The organism is Aciduliprofundum sp. MAR08-339 (assembly GCF_000327505.1).
Lineage (GTDB): Archaea > Thermoplasmatota > Thermoplasmata > Thermoplasmatales > Aciduliprofundaceae > Aciduliprofundum.
This window is the reverse complement of record NC_019942.1, coordinates 600,488-617,565: the sequence shown is the minus strand read 5'-3', so window position 1 is coordinate 617,565 and position 17,078 is coordinate 600,488. Positions and strand designations below refer to the sequence as shown.

The following is a 17,078-nucleotide window of genomic DNA, read 5'->3' as shown; positions in this document are numbered from 1 at the left end:
CCGCTGAAACGTTATGGGAAATCGCTCGCTATTAATCATTTAGTAATGAAATGGAGGAATAGTAAGTATGATAAAAAAATATAAGCAAAAAATTGAGACGATACCTAAACCCTTAAAACGTGTAACATTGCATCCTAAGTTTAAAAACACTATTAGTAATATTTCTAATTTAAAAATAATTGAGGTAGAACACAATATTGGATTTGGAAAGTATGATGTAATTTCCAACCAAATTATGAAGTTTTATCCATTGGAGGAAGTAAATGTAGGATATGAATTGGATGCTAAAAAAGGTATGGAATGCATAGGAAAATATCCGTTAATTGCGGCTTATGATGAATCTATAAATAAATTTACTGCCCTTGAAGGAATAGCATATTTGTTTTCACATACACTTGTGTATATGTATGAAGGGGAATATCTACCATCATCATTGATTGCTTTATATTTCTTTACAAAAGCTAAAAAATATAAATCTATGTTTAATAGTGGGGTTGTTGTTACGGAGGACATACCTTATGCCTCCAAAGAAGTGTATGTTAGGGACAAAGTAGATTTTTTAAAAGAGAATCTATATTCAAATACTCTTCTCTTTATAGATGGCCCTCTGATTGGTGGAGATTGGTATGTTTATGTAATAAATGCTATATATGAGTTTTTCACACCAAAAAATATAATTCCTGTTTTTATAGTAAAAAATAGTCAAAGTAGTATAATCGTAGATAATATACCCCAACTTAAAGGGAGATATAACTCAGATATGCATTGGGTATATTCTGAACTAAGAAAAGGTATGAGAACAGCCTTCTTTAAATATGAAGATCCAAATAATCCCAGAAATGCAAGAATATTCTGTTATATAAAAGCTTTTGATACTAGTCCTTTGCGTGTTGAGTTCCATCCATTAACTTTTGAAAAATATAAAAATACAATCCAAGATATTTTAGACATGATCTATTATTTCTTATTGGTTCAAGGAGATGTAAAAAATCCGCAAATTAGACCTATTGCTATAGCAGAAAAATACGCTAGAGAAACTTTACACTTATTTAACCTAGATGAGATTATTAAATCATCAAGATTAACTCCTACTGTTAATCAAGAAAGATTTGGGTGGTCACCATGAGCTGGATAGTATTAGGTGAGGAAAAAGGATCGATAAAACTAATATCGAAAACTGATATAAAAGGAATGCTTCCAAAAGGATCTTATCTTACTGTTGAAGAAGGTGGGACTAAATTTATCTTGAGAGTTACAAAGAGCTTTCAATATTCACCCTACGCTCCTTCTCCACTCATTGTAGATATGGATCTAAAACCCTTGGCGGCGGATAGGAGAACTTTAAATATTGTGTACGCAGATATTGTGAGAATAATAAGCAAGCGTGAGGATGGGTTAATAGATTTTCTAAAGCCGCAAAGTATAGCAAGAAGATCTACTCAAGAGGAAATAGATATTGCTATAGGTAGTGAAAAAAAGGGACCCAAAGTTTTCTTGGCTACTGTTCAATATGGGGAAAATCAGAAATTGATAGATGAGCATGGAAAATATATAACCGTGAATCTTCCAGAAGATATGTATTATCATCAAATACTAATCTGTGGAAAAACAGGTAGTGGAAAAACAGTAGCTGCCAAGTATTTAGCGCAATATTTTGTAGAAGAGATGCAGGGTTCAGTATTAGCCGTAAATGTAAAAGGAGATGACTTATTAAAGATGTATCTCCCCTCTCAAACAAATAATGGAGAAATACTAAAAGAATGGGAAGATTTGGGGGTCTCACCACATGGAATAGAGAATTTTGTTATTTACTATCCTTCCACCACAAATCTTCCTGCGGGAGTAGAGACCGAATATGGGGAAAAGATAACACTTAATGTAAACGACATAGATCCAAATGCTCTTACTGGATTGCTTCACAATATTTCAGATGTTGGCGCTCAAAGTTTACCTAATATTTTTAGGTATTGGAGGGATTGTTGGAGAATTGAAAAAGATATGCCCGAGGCTAAATTTTCAGATTTTGTAACCTATTTTCAAAGAGGCAAAAATGACAAGTATATGTATAAAACACTAAATGAGCGGGGAGAAATTGGAGAAACTCAGCTACACCATTCTACATACACAAACCTTTTATATAATCTGGATAACGCACGCATTTTCTTTGATAATCCGGATGCTAAGACTTTAGATGTAGATGATATATTATTCCCTGGAAAGATGTCCGTTATTCATGTGGCAGAGTCAGGAGGGATAGATTTCGGTTCTATCTTACTTAGGGACCTACTTCATAAAATTGTTAAAGCTAAAGACGAGAAAAGAAAGGCATACCCACCAATATTAATAATTATAGATGAAGTTCATCAATTCTATAAAACAGATAGTTCCAAAGAGGCATTAGGTGATTTAGATACCATCTGCAGAACAGGAAGAAGTAAACAAATAGGTATTATATTTTCATCTCAGAATCCAACAGATATACCCAGAGGACTTGAGAGCGTAATTAACACAAAAATATTTTTCAACTCAAATTATAAAATTATAAAATCTCTGGGATTGGATATTTCATTGGTGGAAGTTGAATCTTTGAAAAAAGGATATGCTATAGGATCTATATATGGAATGCCTCATCTCAAAATATTTAAATTCCCATTAGCGTTAGCAGGAGTGTTTGAGATAAAGAGGTGAAAAAGATGGTGGTACATAATATTGAACTGAATGATGAAATAAAAGAACTATTAAATGGACTGTTGGATGATGAACTTGAAAGGAAAATAGTTTTCCTTGTGATGAGTGGCAAAAAACATGAAGAAATACTTGAGGAAATTCTCCAGTATTTAAGGGAGAAGGGTGGTGATAGTGAATGATAGAATATGATTATGTACTAGAAAGGGATGAAGGCAATGAGATAAGAAAATTCACACCAAATGAAAAAATAGGTAAAAAATTACCAAATATAGTATTAATAGAGGGGCCAAATAGTATCGGTAAAAGCACATTACTTAATATGCTTGCCATTGCGCTCTATGGTTTGAAAAATAATGAAAATATAACTCATACTTTATTAAAAGATATGAAAAAACTGATAGACGGTAAGAAAAACAAAATCGAATTTAAAATAAAAATAAATATTCCTAATGAAACCCTAATTTCCGAAAAGACCAGGGAGATGGATAATCCCATAGTATATCTTTTTGAAAATGGGAAGAAAACTCCTATTTCTCCTGAAAGGTTTAATAAAGAATACAGGCTAATATATGACATTCCTGACAACCCAAGAGAAAAAATTAAAAATGCAGTAGAGGAACTAGTTAGTCTATACACCAGTATAGGTACAGCTTTATCGGATTTCAGAAAGTATATCGAAAAGGTACAGGAGGAAATATATAACTCGCAAGATCCAGATATGATCAAAAAATTAGAGAAACGTATTGAAGATTATAAAAAAAGGATTACCGAAGAAGAAAAAAAATATAATGGGCAAAATGCACTATTGGAGGATTTGCAGAAATACCGTGCGGTTAAATTTTTTGTAGAGAATTACATGATGAGAGATATTATTAAAAATCGCATGAAAAATATCAAAAGAGAAGATAAAAAATCTAAAAAGAAAATAGAAAAATATAATAATTTTGTAAATAATTTAAAAAAACTAATTGATGAGGTAATTAACTCAAAAGAAGTTATTATCGATACCATAAATGATCTTGGTTATCCAGATCTTATCAGAGAGATACCAAATATAAAAAAGAGTATTTCAAATGCTACAAAAAACCTTGCTGCCAACGAAGATGCACGCATTTTAGCTATAGCAAGACTGCAGGATCTAAAAAACAAGGTAAATGACATATTAAATGAAAGGGAAAAAATAATTCAAGAGGAACTAATTGAGATAGAAATCATCCAGAAACTTATTAACGTTTTACGTGACTTTTCTTCATATAATATAGAACTACCTGGCACAAATATAGCGATAGAAGAATACATTAAAAAACTTGAAGAAGAATACTCCTCAAAAAAGTTCATTCAAGAAGAGTATGAATTGTTAAAAAAGATTGTAAGGGAGATAGATTCGATAGAGTATATTCTAGATAAAACAATTCCAATTATAATTAAAAATATCAAGAAATTAGGAATTACAGAAGATGATTTTCCTAAAGATCCGGGCGATCAAGATAATTCTTTGGAAGAGCTCGAAAAGAAATTAAAGAACATTGAGGATAAAGTTGAGAACTATGGAATAAAATGTATAGAATATGGATTTGGAGAGAATGGGGAAATAGATCTATCTCTAATCTTTTCAATAAAGGAAAGATTTGAAGAGGAAGAATACATAAAAGATTATATGGACTTGGATGAGACATCTTTTGAAGATAAATTAATAGAGTTAAGGAAATCTATAGAAAAAAGCCTTAAAGAGATAGGAAAATTCAAAGCACTGTTAGAAAAGGAAGAAAAGCAACTAAAGAAAATGAAATCCCTTCCAGAGCATAAATATCAATCTGACAAAGAAAATATTGAAAAACTCACAAAAATTATTTCTAGGATTGAGCGGAAATTTATGGTTGAATTTCCGGAGTACAATAATGCACTACAACATTCCAAAAATTCAATTGATCTAGATGAGTGGGGGTTTATTAAATACCATGAGCTTGTAGGAAAATATCTTGGTAAAAAAATTAAAACAATCAAGTATGTTAACGAAAAGTATGATGTGGAGAAAGTAGACATGATTAATGATACTATATATTTAAATGGTGGAAAAATCATAGATTTGACTAATCTAGGTACGGGACATTCGCTGGCCGCATATATTATGTCCCTTCTTAATAAAGATGATCCCCGAAAAATAATTGCTCTTTTTGATGAGAGTTATATAGATTCTAAGACTTTAGCTCCAGTAATAGATAGATGCAATATTCTTTATTCCAAAGGAAAATTAATTGCTTTTGTAATCACTCGTTTTCATGATGGAGGAGTCGTAGTTACTAATTTTACAAGGGGGGATTTGAATGAATGACACATCAAAAGATGTGTTAAAATTCATGTATGACAAATTATATGATGAATTAAAAAAGAGTGAAAAACTAAAACAAAAATCCGTATTAATTTCATTAATTGAGATGAAATCAAATAGAAGATTTGAAATGCTCCTGAAATCATCTGCTGTTAAAGGAGAAGGTATAGGGAAGCTCGTGAGAGACGAATTAATTAACCAAGGATACATCATAAAAATTTTGGATGCTGACACAGTAAGATATATATTGTCTGGAAAAGGAATATGGTACATTGAAAAAGATATACTTGGAATTGATGGGATAGTTTCTTATTTAGATCGGAAATTCTTTGGAGAGTACAAAAAAGTACCCAATCTGACAAACAAAGAAAAAGTAATACTATGGACTCTGATTAGTGTGGGGGCTTTCTTCAAAGATCAAGCGATAGATCTCAAAAGAGACGATTACTCAAAAGATAAAATAAAAGAAGTTTTAAACAAGAGCCTCTCATTTTTAAAACAATTTGGTGTGGTGCCTAAAAACTTTTCAGAAAAAGAGCTATATGGTAAGCCTGGAAATGAACATCCAGTAAGTCATTTGATTAGGCATACTGATAAATTACCAAAAAAAACTCTGGGAATATATAAAGTAGATTATCCCCAAAAATATTATTTAAATTTATATGAGCAAACAAATAATTCTTTTGATCAGGATGGTTTAGCTTACCTATATAGTCTCATTTTTAAAAACAAACTTGAGCACATTAAAGAGCAAGCATTTAAATTTGTAAAGGAAATATATAATGAATACAACATCTATATATTTCCTGAAATCAGTATCTCATTGTGGAATATGAAAGAATATCTTGAAGATTCTTTCCATAAATACATATTGCATGTTAAATAAATAACCAAAACCAATTTGACGAGCGACTGTCCCATAACAAGCGGGTATCTGGTTCGGGCTTTCAGCCCTCACCCAAATCGCCTTCGGCGACTTCAGATACCCGCCAAACGTTACCCCGGGAAAATAATAAATCCAGTGAGTAATTATTCCCTGTGAAATTCCTCGCTGACCACATGCTCGGTAAACTCGCCAAATATTTGAGGTTTCTCGGGTACGATACCTATTATCCCAGCGGAAGAATGAGCGATGATGAGATAATTGAGATCTCCAAGATTGAGAACAGGATAATACTTACAAGGGATAAAGAACTTGCACGGAGAAGTGGCGGATTCTACATTGAAAGTGAAAATTACGAAGAGCAACTGAAAATTGTTATAAGGAAATTCAATCTGAGCAAGGATAACATGCTCTCAAGGTGCTCCATATGCAACGAGCCCCTAATACCGGTTAACAAAGAGAGTGTGAGAGACAAGGTTCCTAAATACGTGTATGATCACAGGGATGAGTTTTACATATGCCCAAAATGCGGCCGTGTTTACTGGTGGGGCACACACACTGAGAAGATTGAAAGAAAAATACGAAAAATCATGGAGGCACGAGAATGAAGGTTGAAGAGAAGGAGCGGGGAGAGATCACGGTGCGGGTGGACAATTTAGATGATCTCTGGTACCTGAGCACGATGCTGGGAGAGGAGGATCTTGTTTTCGGCTACGTGTTCCGAAAGGACACGACGAGTGGGGATATGAAGAGATCAAAGAAGGTTGAGAGGAAAAAAATCAGAGTTGGAATAAGGGTGAAAAAACTTGATTTTCAGGAATTTTCAGATAGGCTTCGCATCTCAGGCATAATCGTGGCAGGTCCAGAGGATTATCTGGGCTCCCATCAAACCATAAATGTGGGGCTCGGTGATGAAATTTCAATAATAAAAGAGTGGAGCGTAAAAGATAAAGAACTTCTTGAAGAGGCAGTGAAAAATTCAGAAAGGCCCATGGTGTATTTTCTGGGACTTGAACACGGCCTTGCAACAATTGCAATAATGAAAACCTATGGAATACAGGAATTTGCAACCCTGAGAAAGAGGGGAGACGAAGATGATGAATTCTTTGGAGAGGTCCTGGCAGCACTCAAGGATGCATGGGATGAAAAATCTCCCCTAATAATACTCGGCCCTGGATTTTACAAAGAGGATTTTGTGAATTTTGCAGGAAGCAGCATTAAAAATTACATCATGGTCCAGGCATCCCACGGTGATCTGAGGGGCGTATATGAAGTTCTGAAATCAGGAGCCCTAGACAAGATACTCAAACAACACAGAATTGCCAGGGAAGAGCAACTAGTGGAGGAGTTGCTCACGGAGATAAAGAAAGAGGGGTTGTACGCCTACGGAGAGGAAGAGGTAAAAAATTACCTCAACATGGGTGCGGTGAAGCATCTTTTGATCTCAGACAAAAACTACAAGAAATACAGAGACCTTATGAACCTAGCAGTTCAAACGGGAGCAGAGATCCATATAATCAGTACCTCCCATGAGGCGGGAAAAATTTTAGAGCATTTAGGGGGTGTGGCTGCGCTTCTCAGATTTCGGTGAGCGCATAAGCACATAAATCAAAATTACAATCAGCATCACCAGGGTGAACACGCCCCAGAACCCGTATCCGATGGGATATATGAGAAAGAGATAAACTGAAAAATAGGCCAGTGGAAATGTTAGAAGGGTGTACGCTATCGTGTCAAGACGAACTTTTCCAAACATGGGCTCAAATCTTGCATAGGTCATGTGGAGCATCCACAGGGCCATGAGTGTGTAAGCTACTCCGAGAGTCAGGGGAGAGTATGGATTGTAATTTCCCAGGGCGAAAACTATACCAACGAGGGCTATGAAATTGTAAACGTAGAATAGGATCTCATCCTTAACCACCCTATATAAATACAAGAATGCAAGAGATGCAAGAACATCAAGAACAACAAGCCATATGTAGCGCAGATTCCCCATGGGAACAACCAGAAGAAGGGCGTAGTAAGTGCCCAAGAAGTACCATTCTTTTTTCATCTCATCACCTTCAGTATGGAAGTCAGAGGATATTCTATGTTCCAATCAACCACTCTCCCAAACATCCTTATCCTTCTCAAACGCACTTCCCTCTCAGCACGCAGTATCTCTGAGGCCATATCCCCACCATGTCCTATAAGCGTGGGGGATATTGTGAGAACGTCGTAACCCTTGGCAAGAAGTTCAACAATGGCATCATCAATATCCCAAGAAAGCAGTGGAGATATGAGTATCACAAATGAATTTGGAGGGAAAAATCTGGAAACTATAAACTTCCCATAATCAAAGGTCAAACGACTTATCTTCTCACTTCGTAGGTACAGCAATCTCTCCAAAATCAAATACATTGCTCTCTTTCCGTAGGTTGGGTATATCCAATCCACAGTATTACCAAGAACGACAAATCCCACCCTGCTTCTTGTACGTGAAAGATACGTGGCAAGTGTTGCTGCTGCCCGAACAGAAGCATTGAGCAATTTTTCGTATTCTTCTGCACCCTTCATAAAGCGCCGAACATCCAGAAGTATCACGGTATCTCCTGTGCGCTCACTTTCGTACTCGTTGACCATGAGTTCATTCCTACGTGCAGTTGCCTTCCAGTTTATCCAGCGCATATCATCCCCGGGGTAATACTCCCTTATATCCGCAAATTCCATTCCGGGCCCCTTTAGGCGTGAAGGATAATCCCCCAGGATACTGCGTGTTTTTCGAGGCTTTATCTTCAGTTTCCTTATGTACTCTATTTTTGGATAAATCCTCAGCTCACCCTTGTCTCTGACCTTCCTGCCGTAACTTCTTATACCAAGAACATCTTCAGAGTAGAGCAATGCCTCCTTAAATTCTATCTTGCCGAATTTGTCCAGATGCACTTTCTTCTTTACAACGCATCGATCCTTGCAGTACCCCTGAAGTACGTTAATGGCATCTTGAAGGAAGTAATAACCCCTTCCATTAAGAGTGTAAACAAATTCTGTGGTATTACCCTCCACAAACCTGCGCTCTTCAAATTTGCGCTTGAATTTTACAGGTTTGAACGGTAGAATTTCAGAGAATATTATAAGCCAGAGTATGGGCAGGGCAAGAAACATGGCCAAGGGAGAAAACAGAACTATCCCAACAAACAGGAGCAGGGCAAAGTATAGCGTAAGAGCATAGTAGTGGAGGGTCCGCATCCTTTACACCTTGGGCACAGGCACCTTCTTTAACACATCCTCCACAACATCCCTTGGTCTAACACCACGGATCCAAGGTTCAGGCTTGAGAATTATTCTATGCACCAGTGCGATCCGTGTAACGGCCTTAACATCATCAGGAACCACATAATCCCTACCGTATACAAGCGCCCTGGCACGGGATAGCCTCATTATGGCGAGGCTTCCTCTGGGACTTGCCCCGACTTCAACCTGCACATGGCTGCGTGTGGAACGGACTATGCGCACTATGTAATCAAGAATATCGTCCTGAATGAATATATCCTCCACCATTTTTTTCATTTCAAGCAATTCATCCCTTGTAACCACCTTGTTCAAAGGAATCTCATCTCTCCTCCATGCTATTCTCCTCTTCAGAATTTCAATCTCGTCCTTCTTGCTCGGATACCCTATGCTCAACTTAACCAAAAACCTGTCAAGCTGTGCCTCCGGAAGTGGGTATGTGCCCTCATACTCTATCGGGTTTTGGGTTGCGATGACTATGAATGGTTCTTCAAGTTTGTAGGTCTCTCCCTCAATTGTAACCTGCCTCTCCTGCATGGCCTCAAGAAGTGCTGCCTGAGTCTTGGGGGGAGAGCGGTTTATTTCATCGGCAAGAAGAATATTCGTAAACACCGGTCCTTTCATAAACTTGAACTCGGAGGTTTTTCTGTCAAATATGTAGGCACCCGTGATATCACTGGGCATAAGATCGGGTGTGAACTGCACACGCTTGAAATCACAGCCGAGAACCTGTGCAAAGGATTTCACTATGAGCGTCTTTGCCAGACCAGGATAGTCCTCGAAGAGTATGTGCCCTCCGGCCAGAATGGTGTAGAGGACCTCGCGCAGTACCTCATCCTTTCCAACTATTACCTTCTTCACTTCATCAATAATTTTTTCCATCTTTTCCTTCATTTCATCGCCTCCAGAATGGTATTTATATTTTCCAAAAACTCGTCCCTGGGCAGAGCAGTCCTAAGATCGTGAATTCTTCTGAACATTTCCGCCACTATTTTTGCTTTATCTCCCAGATACCTTCGGAGAAATTTCTCATTGGATAGGTTTCTCCTGACAAGAACCTCGGGAATATCGTACCTTATACTCATATCTATGGCTAGAGTGTTGAGAACCCTCAGCTCTATATCTCTCTGGGCCACAGCCTTACCCTCAAGAGCCTTTTTCACGGTCTCTTTGAAATGGGCAATATCCTCATCAACAACAACACGCTCCTCCTCTTCAACTCTGGGCTTGGGAGCATTTCTTATGGCAAAGATGAATGGTATGTAAATCAGGGATATGAGAAGCACAATTAGAAGGAAAAACTCAATGGACATTATTGCGTAGAATGAGAAGGCCAGGATTATGGCAATATACCACACCCATGCATTGCTCTTTCCGGTTGGCTCAGGATTCATGCCCATAAAGCCCATTCTTCTCGCAATAACCATTCTCGTTACCTTACTTTCCTCCGGTTTCATTTTTTATCTCCTCCAGGGCATTAAGGGCAAGTTTTCTGTGCTCCTCACTCATATGGTGACCGCTGTACCGGGCAATTTCAAAAAGGGTCGTGAGCACATCCACAGGCTTGGGAGATATTTTGAGCGTGCTGAGCGCAAATTCTCTGAACTCACGGGGCGTGTAGTAGCTCTTATCCTCAACACCATGAGTGCGCATTAGAAGCTCCATCTCCTTATAGGCAGAAAGTATTGCTCCACGGACATCCTTGCCAATCTTAACCTCATAAATCGCCTTTTCAACCGCTTCCCTTGTGGTTATCCTCTTCTTTTCAACCTTAACCTCCCTGCGACGGTAAACCATAACCACAAACAACCCAAAAATAAGACCCATTACAACAGAAAGCACAATGAGAATGAGCATATTCCCCGCGTAGGAGGGCGTACTTCCCTGATGGGCGGGAATCGCACCACTTTTTGAGTAAAGAATGAAGGTGATCTTATCTGCAAGAAAATATATTGCACCGAACAGCAAAAGCGCTAAAAACATACCAACTACGCCCATAAGGGCCTCTTTAAGAAATCTCTGACGGTATACAAATGCACCCACGACGGCTATGGCCACTATACCCCAGAGAATTGCCTGCAGGAAATACATAAAGTAAGAGGGGCCTGAGGATTCCTGAGTTGGTGGAGAAACCACGACCTGCTGTGGTCTCGTGGATACTGGGGTGCTGAACTTTATGGTTGTGGTGGGCAAAATTGCACCTAGAGAAACGGTAAGCCATATTAGAAGTAATGCTGCAGGAATCTTCAGGCTTATGTTCATTGCAGGGGGAATGAATTAAGAAATTTAAAACCTTCCCATCAAATATTAAATACCCCATAGGCATGGAGATTTATGCGTCCTTCCTGGGATGAGTACTTTATGCGAATGGCATATCTTGCAGCAACACGCTCCACATGCACAAGGAGAAAGGTTGGGGCGGTCATAGTGAAGGATAAGAGAATCCTCGCCACGGGGTACAATGGGCCCCCAAAGGGACTGGCACATTGCGATGTTACGGGATGCATTCGTGAAGAATTGGGGGTGCCTAGCGGAGAAAGGCATGAGTTATGCCGCGGACTTCATGCGGAGCAGAACGCCATAATCCAGGCGGCGGTGCATGGCGTATCCATAAAGGGAGCAAAGATTTACGTTACAAATCACCCATGCGTTGTGTGCGCAAAGATGCTGATAAACGCAGAGATTGAAGAAATAATATATGCGGAGGGTTATCCCGATGATCTTGCAGCATTGATGCTTCTTGAGAGTGATGTGAAGGTGAGAAAATTCACACTTCCAGATGAGGAAGTAAAGAAAATTCTGGGTGAGGAAGATGATTGATATAAAAATCATTAGGACAAATCCGGATGCGATAAGAGAACACCTACGTAAGAGATTCGAAGATCCCGGCGTGGTGGATGAGATTCTGAAGTACGACAGGATGTGGAGAGAGTCGCTCAAGGAGATAGAGGCCCTGAGGCATGAGAGAAACGAAAAAAGCGTGGAGATAGGAAAGATGAAGAAAAGTGGCGGGGATATAGGACCTTTGAAGGAGAGAATGAAGGAGATCAATGCAAGGATAAAAGAACTTGAGGAGAAGGTGCAGCAGTACAAGGAGAAGAGGGATTATCTCCTCATGCGCCTTCCAAATATTCTTATGGAAGACACTCCAGTATGCGAGAACGAGGAAAATTCTCCCGTGCTGAGGGTTTGGGGAAGGGCGAAGATTTTAGATGGTACCTTGGAGAATTTCAGGCGATGGGCCCCAAACATGGATTTTGAAATTGTGGAAAATAGGCCTGAGAGTCATGTGGATATCCTGGACAAGTATGATCTTGCGGATATTGAACGGGCAGGCAAGGTGGCGGGAGCGAGATTCTACTACCTCAAAAATAAACTTGTTCTCCTTGAACTTGCCCTGATAAGATTTGCCCTTGACATTATGGTTGAAAAGGGCTACACGCCTGTATCTCCACCCCTGATGATTCGCCGTGAAGCCATGGAGGGCGTAACTGATTTCTCGGCATTTGAGGAGATGATATACAAGATCGATGGAGAGGATCTCTACATGATCGCAACGGCTGAGCATCCTCTGGTAGCCATGCATATGAAGGAGATTTTGGAGGAAAAAGATCTTCCAATAAAATATGTTGGCATATCTCCATGCTTCCGAAAGGAGGCGGGCGCACATGGAAAGGATACAAAGGGCATATTCCGCGTTCACAACTTCTACAAGGTTGAACAGGTAATATTTTCAAAACCGGAAGAATCGCCCTCTCTCATGGAGGAACTCGTTGGAAATGCGGAGGAGATAATTCAGAAACTTGAACTGCCCTACAGGGTCATAAACATATGCTCTGGAGAACTGGGCGCTGTGGCGGCAAAGAAATATGACATAGAGGTGTGGATGCCCGCCCAACAGAAGTTCCGCGAAGTTGTATCGTGCTCAAATTGCCTTGAATACCAATCCAGAAGGTTGAAGATAAGGTACCGCCATAAGGGAGAGATGAAATTTGTGCATACCCTGAACAGCACGGCACTGGCAACAACGAGAATAATGGTGGCCATAATTGAGAATTTTCAGGAGGATAAGGGAATAAGAATCCCCAAGGCTCTCGTGCCATACACGGGGTTTGAGTACATAGAATTCTGAGTCATCATGGATGAAGAGGACTCGATTCGAGAGTGTTCGAGATTTTACATGCTCACTCTTTTACCGTGTTTTTCTGGTTTTGAGAAAATCCGAGATGTATGTTCGAATCGAATTTCGAATCGGACGCTGGAATATGCATTGAAACTCCTTTACTTGAGAGATTTTTTCTTTTCATGAAGGGTTTTGCAGGACATATTGACATGTCCCAAGAAGTAGCGTGAAAAATTTTCGTGATGAGTTCAGATTTCGAAAAGAGAAATCTCATACTTACGTTCAACTGGAGAAAATACACAACATTGGATCCTGTGATGAAACTAAAAAATTTCACATCGGAGCAGATTACAAAGTCTCTCCAATGGGCATACATATCATTCTATTTGCGCCCCGTGTATCTGTTGAAGGATATCATAATGGAAGGGGGCTTCATATTCAGGAGGGCAATACCCAACGCCATAAAAGTTGCAAAAACCACCATAATTGAAAGATGATTCAAAAAAACTTAAAATATACGCCAAGCATGCACAACCATGAAAATCGCAGTACCCAGCACAGATCCAGATGGCCTGGAAAGCGAGATCAGTATGCACTTCGGCCGCGCGCCTTACTACACCTTCGTGAAGATTGAAAACGGAGAGATAAAGAATGTGGAAACCATTGCGGTTCCATTTGCGGAGCATGGTCCTGGAGACCTTCCAAATTTTGTAAGGGAGCATGGTGGTGAGGTGGTGATTGCCTACGGCATGGGGCATCGTGCAGTGGAATTCTTCCAGAATATGGAAATAGCGGTGATAACAGGTGCCTATGGAAAGGTGGGTGATGTGGTCCGTGCGTTCATAGAGCAAAATCTTGAGACGGATTCCAGATGGAAGGAGAGAATTGAGGAGGATAAGCACTGAGAGGAAGTTTTCTTAGATTTAAATAGACTTTGTTATCAGATATCCCAAAATTTTTTTATTTTCCAAACATAACCAATAGTAGCATGGAGCCAAGAAGATTTCTGGACAACACATGGGCCGGATTTGCGGAGGAACTGCTAATTACTTTTAGTTTAGCAATCGGGAGTATGGCTCTTTACAATTATACGGGAGCATCATCCGGGCACTCTTATATCGATAACATAGTGGTTTTCATTCTGCTTCTGGTGATTTTTGGAAGTGTGCTCAGAATAATTCGCTGGGCTATAGTGTACCATGCACCCATATACCTTTACTTTCTGCATTTTCCCGCATTCATAGCAGTTTTCATAGGTGCGGCAACGATAGGAAATGTGAAAAGTTTAGATGGCTTTGTTATCGGTTTTGGCCTCATCCTCACCTCATTTATTTATTTTGTAATTATGTATTTAAAAAGAGATGCCATAAGAAAAAAGTCACCGCCCGGACTTAGAATTCAGCAATTAAAATGGAAAATGAGTATGTGGGAGAGAATTACTTTGGTGTTTCCAGATAGGTATATAAAATTCTTAGAGACGGGAGATAAAAAATATTTGGGGGTGAAGAATAATGCTTGAGAATACCAAAAAAGGATTCGTTGAAGAGATTGTTATTGTAGCAACATTAGACATACTGACGGGCTTGGCTTTGCTCTTAACGCACAAAAGTTCATCAGGAGGCATATCAGCGGGAGATTACTTCATGGCCTTTATAGTTCCTCTATTCATATATTTTCCGTTCATAAGGTTGATGAGATATGCTTTTGTCTTTCGAGCATATGTAGTTTTATACTTCATGTACTCATTCTTTTTCATAGTTCTCCTTTTCATTGGAATAGATACGTTCAAAGACTTAACTAAAGGATTAAAATTCGGGGGTAGTGAGATATTTTTTATAATTATACTCGTAGGTGCCATTCTTTATACCCTGTGGATTTATTCATTAAGAGTAAAAGGTCTTTTCAAAAAGACAGTACCCCCTGAAAGGATACAGATGTTGCGTAGTATCTTAACCAGAAAACAAAAATTCACAATGATTCTCCCTGAGAGATATATGAAATTCTTGGACACAGGAGACGTAAAATACATAAGAGGTGAAGAATAATGCTTGACAATACCAGAAGAGGTTTTGCCATTGAGATGATACTAACAATTTCTTTGAGTTCTGCACTTATATTGATGGAGATAGCTACCCAAAAGAACATGAAGTTTTTTGATATTGTAATATCTGCAGTAATTTTATTTCCTTTAAGTTTTTATATTTTTCATATCTTAAGGCTTTCTATAGTTTACAGAAGCCATGTGTGGTTGCACATGCTGAATCTTCCGGGCATTGCCATGGTTATAGCCACTGGAGAATCACTATTTAATAATCCAAGTTGGGCCAATATTATTTTATTTCTCGTATTCGCAGGATTATACTTCTCATTGCTTCTTATAATTAAATTCCATAAAAAGTTTAAAGTGTATCGGGTAAAAATTCCCCCTGAAAGATACGCAATACTCCGATCAATAATGTCAAAAAAGCAGAGAATTACTTTAATTTTTCCAGACAGATACATAAAATATTTAGAAACAGGAAACATAAAATATTTAGAGGTGAAGAAAAATGCTTGATAACACCAAAAAAGGATTCGTTGAGGAACTCATAATTAGCCTTTCGCTTTCTATAATTTTTGCATGGATAATGTTATGTTTTGTATATTACAATCCGCGATATTCATTAGCAGGAAATATGCTAATTGCATTTGTTCCAGCATACGTGATGTTTGGAGGAACACTTAGAATAATAAGGTGGGCAATTGTTTTTAAAAGTCCTGCATATCTTCTACTTCTTAATCTGATGGCAATTGTATTGATAATGATGAGCATCCAAACCTTACTTGAAGGGTTAACTTTAAGCAATATTTCACTGGCTGTATTTCTACTCTCCTTTGTAGTGGTCTATTACGGATATATGGTATATTTAAAGAAAGTGGGTAAATTTGCCAAAGGAACACCGCCAGTCAGGATAAGGATGTTATACACAGCAATGACAAGAGCACAGAAAATCACACTCATACTTCCAGATAGGTATATAAAATTCCTGGAGACGGGAGATGTGAAATATCTGAAGGGAGTAAACAATGAGGATTAGGATTTTTTGGCTGTACATCGGCATACTCATTTTCATTTCTTTACTATTTTTCGTGATTTTATCTGCACCGTGGAGGTATGTGACAATATTCAGTCTTCTTTTGCTCATCGCTTCCACAATCTGGTATGAGCTTCCCGGAGCAGAAAAATTGGCCGCAAAGATCGAGAGACTCCGTATGAGGGAAATTGATGAACTTATGAAAAGAATGAAAGTGAAAAATATAGAAATATACATAATGGATCTTGAAGTAGTTAATACATTTCAGGTAGGTGCGAAAGGAAAGTACATATTTTTCACAAAAAGAATTCTTTCAATACTTGATAAGAATGAAATTCTGGGAGTATTAGCCCATGAACTGGCACATATCAAACTCAGGCATGTAATGAAGAAGATATTTTTATTCGATGTCACAATCGGTGCAGGAGTTAACGGAGTGATACTGCTTCCTCTTTTACATTTATCCGCCAATACGGAACTAAACTTGAAAGTGATAATTCTCTGGGGTACAATTCTATTTTATCTGGTATTACGCAGATTAATGTGGCAGTATTTTGAGTATGAGGCAGATTGCCTCGCCATCAAATTTGTAAGGAAAGAGTTTTTGATATCTGCGCTGATGAAAATAAATTCTCAATATTCTTCTGCATCGAAGAAAATGCAATCTTTTATAAAGAAAAGGATCAGAAAAATAGAGGAATGTTGAGTGAGCAT

General features: G+C 38.4%; 21 protein-coding genes. 16 read left to right on the top strand and 5 right to left on the bottom strand.

The genetic code is table 11. From position 1 onward, the window contains the following. Positions 1 to 67: 67 nt before the first annotated feature. The 7 genes from ACIM339_RS03460 (at position 68) to ACIM339_RS03435 (ending at position 7,491) form a co-directional block, all read left to right on the top strand. Entirely contained in the window at positions 68 to 1,126 is a 1,059-nt protein-coding gene (locus tag ACIM339_RS03460; RefSeq protein ID WP_015283218.1) for a DNA double-strand break repair nuclease NurA, read from the top strand. Further along, entirely contained in the window at positions 1,123 to 2,688 is a 1,566-nt protein-coding gene (locus ACIM339_RS03455; protein WP_015283217.1) for an ATP-binding protein, read from the top strand. Before ACIM339_RS03460 ends, ACIM339_RS03455 begins: the two co-directional genes overlap by 4 nt. 5 nt (positions 2,689 to 2,693) lie before the next feature. Then, positions 2,694 to 2,867 carry a hypothetical protein gene (locus ACIM339_RS07915; protein ID WP_015283216.1) on the top strand — a complete coding sequence of 58 codons (174 nt, stop codon included), beginning with the start codon at positions 2,694 to 2,696 and terminating at the stop codon, positions 2,865 to 2,867. Beyond that, complete coding sequence (locus tag ACIM339_RS03450) at positions 2,864 to 5,020, top strand: AAA family ATPase (RefSeq protein ID WP_015283215.1); 2,157 nt, start codon at positions 2,864 to 2,866, stop codon at positions 5,018 to 5,020. Before ACIM339_RS07915 ends, ACIM339_RS03450 begins: the two co-directional genes overlap by 4 nt. Then, positions 5,013 to 5,903 carry a hypothetical protein gene (locus tag ACIM339_RS03445; protein ID WP_015283214.1) on the top strand — a complete coding sequence of 297 codons (891 nt, stop codon included), beginning with the start codon at positions 5,013 to 5,015 and terminating at the stop codon, positions 5,901 to 5,903. Before ACIM339_RS03450 ends, ACIM339_RS03445 begins: the two co-directional genes overlap by 8 nt. 152 nt (positions 5,904 to 6,055) lie before the next feature. Beyond that, complete coding sequence (locus tag ACIM339_RS03440; protein ID WP_083872009.1) at positions 6,056 to 6,508, top strand: Mut7-C RNAse domain-containing protein; 453 nt, start codon at positions 6,056 to 6,058, stop codon at positions 6,506 to 6,508. After that, complete coding sequence (locus ACIM339_RS03435; RefSeq protein ID WP_015283212.1) at positions 6,505 to 7,491, top strand: mRNA surveillance protein pelota; 987 nt, start codon at positions 6,505 to 6,507, stop codon at positions 7,489 to 7,491. Before ACIM339_RS03440 ends, ACIM339_RS03435 begins: the two co-directional genes overlap by 4 nt. Here the strand turns inward: ACIM339_RS03435 and ACIM339_RS03430 are convergent. The 5 genes from ACIM339_RS03430 to ACIM339_RS03410 are packed head-to-tail and all read right to left on the bottom strand — an operon-like array spanning position 7,456 to position 11,429. Next, positions 7,456 to 7,953 (bottom strand): hypothetical protein, encoded by a 498-nt coding sequence (locus ACIM339_RS03430; protein ID WP_015283211.1) that lies wholly within the window; start codon positions 7,951 to 7,953, stop codon positions 7,456 to 7,458. The two genes, ACIM339_RS03435 and ACIM339_RS03430, sit on opposite strands and share 36 nt — an antisense overlap. Next, positions 7,950 to 9,125, bottom strand: coding sequence for a DUF58 domain-containing protein (locus tag ACIM339_RS03425; RefSeq protein ID WP_015283210.1), 1,176 nt, complete (start codon positions 9,123 to 9,125; stop codon positions 7,950 to 7,952). Before ACIM339_RS03425 ends, ACIM339_RS03430 begins: the two co-directional genes overlap by 4 nt. A 3-nt stretch (positions 9,126 to 9,128) precedes the next feature. After that, entirely contained in the window at positions 9,129 to 10,061 is a 933-nt protein-coding gene (locus ACIM339_RS03420) for a MoxR family ATPase (protein WP_015283209.1), read from the bottom strand. Further along, a complete protein-coding gene (locus tag ACIM339_RS03415) occupies positions 10,058 to 10,624 on the bottom strand; it encodes a hypothetical protein (RefSeq protein WP_015283208.1) in 567 nt (188 codons plus the stop codon). Before ACIM339_RS03415 ends, ACIM339_RS03420 begins: the two co-directional genes overlap by 4 nt. Then, positions 10,605 to 11,429, bottom strand: a complete 825-nt coding sequence (locus ACIM339_RS03410; protein WP_015283207.1) for a DUF4129 domain-containing protein — start codon at positions 11,427 to 11,429, stop codon at positions 10,605 to 10,607. The genes ACIM339_RS03415 and ACIM339_RS03410 overlap by 20 nt, the downstream gene beginning before the upstream one ends. 72 nt (positions 11,430 to 11,501) lie before the next feature. Between ACIM339_RS03410 and ACIM339_RS03405 the strand changes: the two genes are divergently transcribed. The 9 genes from ACIM339_RS03405 to ACIM339_RS03365 all read left to right on the top strand — a co-directional run bounded on the left by ACIM339_RS03405 (position 11,502) and on the right by ACIM339_RS03365 (position 17,070). After that, positions 11,502 to 11,987: a cytidine/deoxycytidylate deaminase family protein gene (locus ACIM339_RS03405; protein WP_015283206.1), complete on the top strand. Its 486-nt coding sequence runs from the start codon at positions 11,502 to 11,504 to the stop codon at positions 11,985 to 11,987. Next, positions 11,980 to 13,299 (top strand): serine--tRNA ligase, encoded by a 1,320-nt coding sequence (serS, locus tag ACIM339_RS03400; protein WP_015283205.1) that lies wholly within the window; start codon positions 11,980 to 11,982, stop codon positions 13,297 to 13,299. Before ACIM339_RS03405 ends, serS begins: the two co-directional genes overlap by 8 nt. Positions 13,300 to 13,532: 233 nt before the next feature. After that, positions 13,533 to 13,787, top strand: a complete 255-nt coding sequence (locus ACIM339_RS03395; protein ID WP_048103758.1) for a hypothetical protein — start codon at positions 13,533 to 13,535, stop codon at positions 13,785 to 13,787. Positions 13,788 to 13,826: 39 nt separating this feature from the next. Next, positions 13,827 to 14,195 carry a NifB/NifX family molybdenum-iron cluster-binding protein gene (locus tag ACIM339_RS03390; RefSeq protein WP_015283204.1) on the top strand — a complete coding sequence of 123 codons (369 nt, stop codon included), beginning with the start codon at positions 13,827 to 13,829 and terminating at the stop codon, positions 14,193 to 14,195. Between the two features lie 83 nt (positions 14,196 to 14,278). Further along, on the top strand, positions 14,279 to 14,809 hold the full coding sequence (locus ACIM339_RS03385) for a hypothetical protein (protein ID WP_015283203.1): 531 nt from the start codon (positions 14,279 to 14,281) through the stop codon (positions 14,807 to 14,809). Continuing rightward, complete coding sequence (locus tag ACIM339_RS03380; protein WP_015283202.1) at positions 14,802 to 15,335, top strand: hypothetical protein; 534 nt, start codon at positions 14,802 to 14,804, stop codon at positions 15,333 to 15,335. Before ACIM339_RS03385 ends, ACIM339_RS03380 begins: the two co-directional genes overlap by 8 nt. Continuing rightward, complete coding sequence (locus tag ACIM339_RS03375) at positions 15,335 to 15,847, top strand: hypothetical protein (RefSeq protein ID WP_015283201.1); 513 nt, start codon at positions 15,335 to 15,337, stop codon at positions 15,845 to 15,847. The genes ACIM339_RS03380 and ACIM339_RS03375 overlap by 1 nt, the downstream gene beginning before the upstream one ends. Further along, positions 15,840 to 16,367 (top strand): hypothetical protein, encoded by a 528-nt coding sequence (locus tag ACIM339_RS03370; RefSeq protein WP_015283200.1) that lies wholly within the window; start codon positions 15,840 to 15,842, stop codon positions 16,365 to 16,367. The genes ACIM339_RS03375 and ACIM339_RS03370 overlap by 8 nt, the downstream gene beginning before the upstream one ends. Next, entirely contained in the window at positions 16,357 to 17,070 is a 714-nt protein-coding gene (locus tag ACIM339_RS03365; protein ID WP_015283199.1) for a M48 family metallopeptidase, read from the top strand. Before ACIM339_RS03370 ends, ACIM339_RS03365 begins: the two co-directional genes overlap by 11 nt. Positions 17,071 to 17,078 lie beyond the last annotated feature (8 nt).

Coding starts and splice junctions, on each gene's coding strand:
- ACIM339_RS03445 (WP_015283214.1), top strand. CDS start 5,013: ATGAATGACACATCAAAAGATGTGTTAAAATTCATGTATGACAAATTA.
- ACIM339_RS03460 (WP_015283218.1), top strand. CDS start 68: ATGATAAAAAAATATAAGCAAAAAATTGAGACGATACCTAAACCCTTA.
- ACIM339_RS03370 (WP_015283200.1), top strand. CDS start 15,840: ATGCTTGATAACACCAAAAAAGGATTCGTTGAGGAACTCATAATTAGC.
- ACIM339_RS03405 (WP_015283206.1), top strand. CDS start 11,502: ATGCGTCCTTCCTGGGATGAGTACTTTATGCGAATGGCATATCTTGCA.
- ACIM339_RS03455 (WP_015283217.1), top strand. CDS start 1,123: ATGAGCTGGATAGTATTAGGTGAGGAAAAAGGATCGATAAAACTAATA.
- ACIM339_RS03425 (WP_015283210.1), bottom strand. CDS start 9,125: ATGCGGACCCTCCACTACTATGCTCTTACGCTATACTTTGCCCTGCTC.
- ACIM339_RS03365 (WP_015283199.1), top strand. CDS start 16,357: ATGAGGATTAGGATTTTTTGGCTGTACATCGGCATACTCATTTTCATT.
- ACIM339_RS03395 (WP_048103758.1), top strand. CDS start 13,533: ATGAGTTCAGATTTCGAAAAGAGAAATCTCATACTTACGTTCAACTGG.
- ACIM339_RS03410 (WP_015283207.1), bottom strand. CDS start 11,429: ATGAACATAAGCCTGAAGATTCCTGCAGCATTACTTCTAATATGGCTT.
- ACIM339_RS03420 (WP_015283209.1), bottom strand. CDS start 10,061: ATGAAGGAAAAGATGGAAAAAATTATTGATGAAGTGAAGAAGGTAATA.
- serS (WP_015283205.1), top strand. CDS start 11,980: ATGATTGATATAAAAATCATTAGGACAAATCCGGATGCGATAAGAGAA.
- ACIM339_RS03435 (WP_015283212.1), top strand. CDS start 6,505: ATGAAGGTTGAAGAGAAGGAGCGGGGAGAGATCACGGTGCGGGTGGAC.
- ACIM339_RS03450 (WP_015283215.1), top strand. CDS start 2,864: ATGATAGAATATGATTATGTACTAGAAAGGGATGAAGGCAATGAGATA.
- ACIM339_RS03385 (WP_015283203.1), top strand. CDS start 14,279: ATGGAGCCAAGAAGATTTCTGGACAACACATGGGCCGGATTTGCGGAG.
- ACIM339_RS07915 (WP_015283216.1), top strand. CDS start 2,694: ATGGTGGTACATAATATTGAACTGAATGATGAAATAAAAGAACTATTA.
- ACIM339_RS03375 (WP_015283201.1), top strand. CDS start 15,335: ATGCTTGACAATACCAGAAGAGGTTTTGCCATTGAGATGATACTAACA.
- ACIM339_RS03380 (WP_015283202.1), top strand. CDS start 14,802: ATGCTTGAGAATACCAAAAAAGGATTCGTTGAAGAGATTGTTATTGTA.
- ACIM339_RS03430 (WP_015283211.1), bottom strand. CDS start 7,953: ATGAAAAAAGAATGGTACTTCTTGGGCACTTACTACGCCCTTCTTCTG.
- ACIM339_RS03415 (WP_015283208.1), bottom strand. CDS start 10,624: ATGAAACCGGAGGAAAGTAAGGTAACGAGAATGGTTATTGCGAGAAGA.
- ACIM339_RS03390 (WP_015283204.1), top strand. CDS start 13,827: ATGAAAATCGCAGTACCCAGCACAGATCCAGATGGCCTGGAAAGCGAG.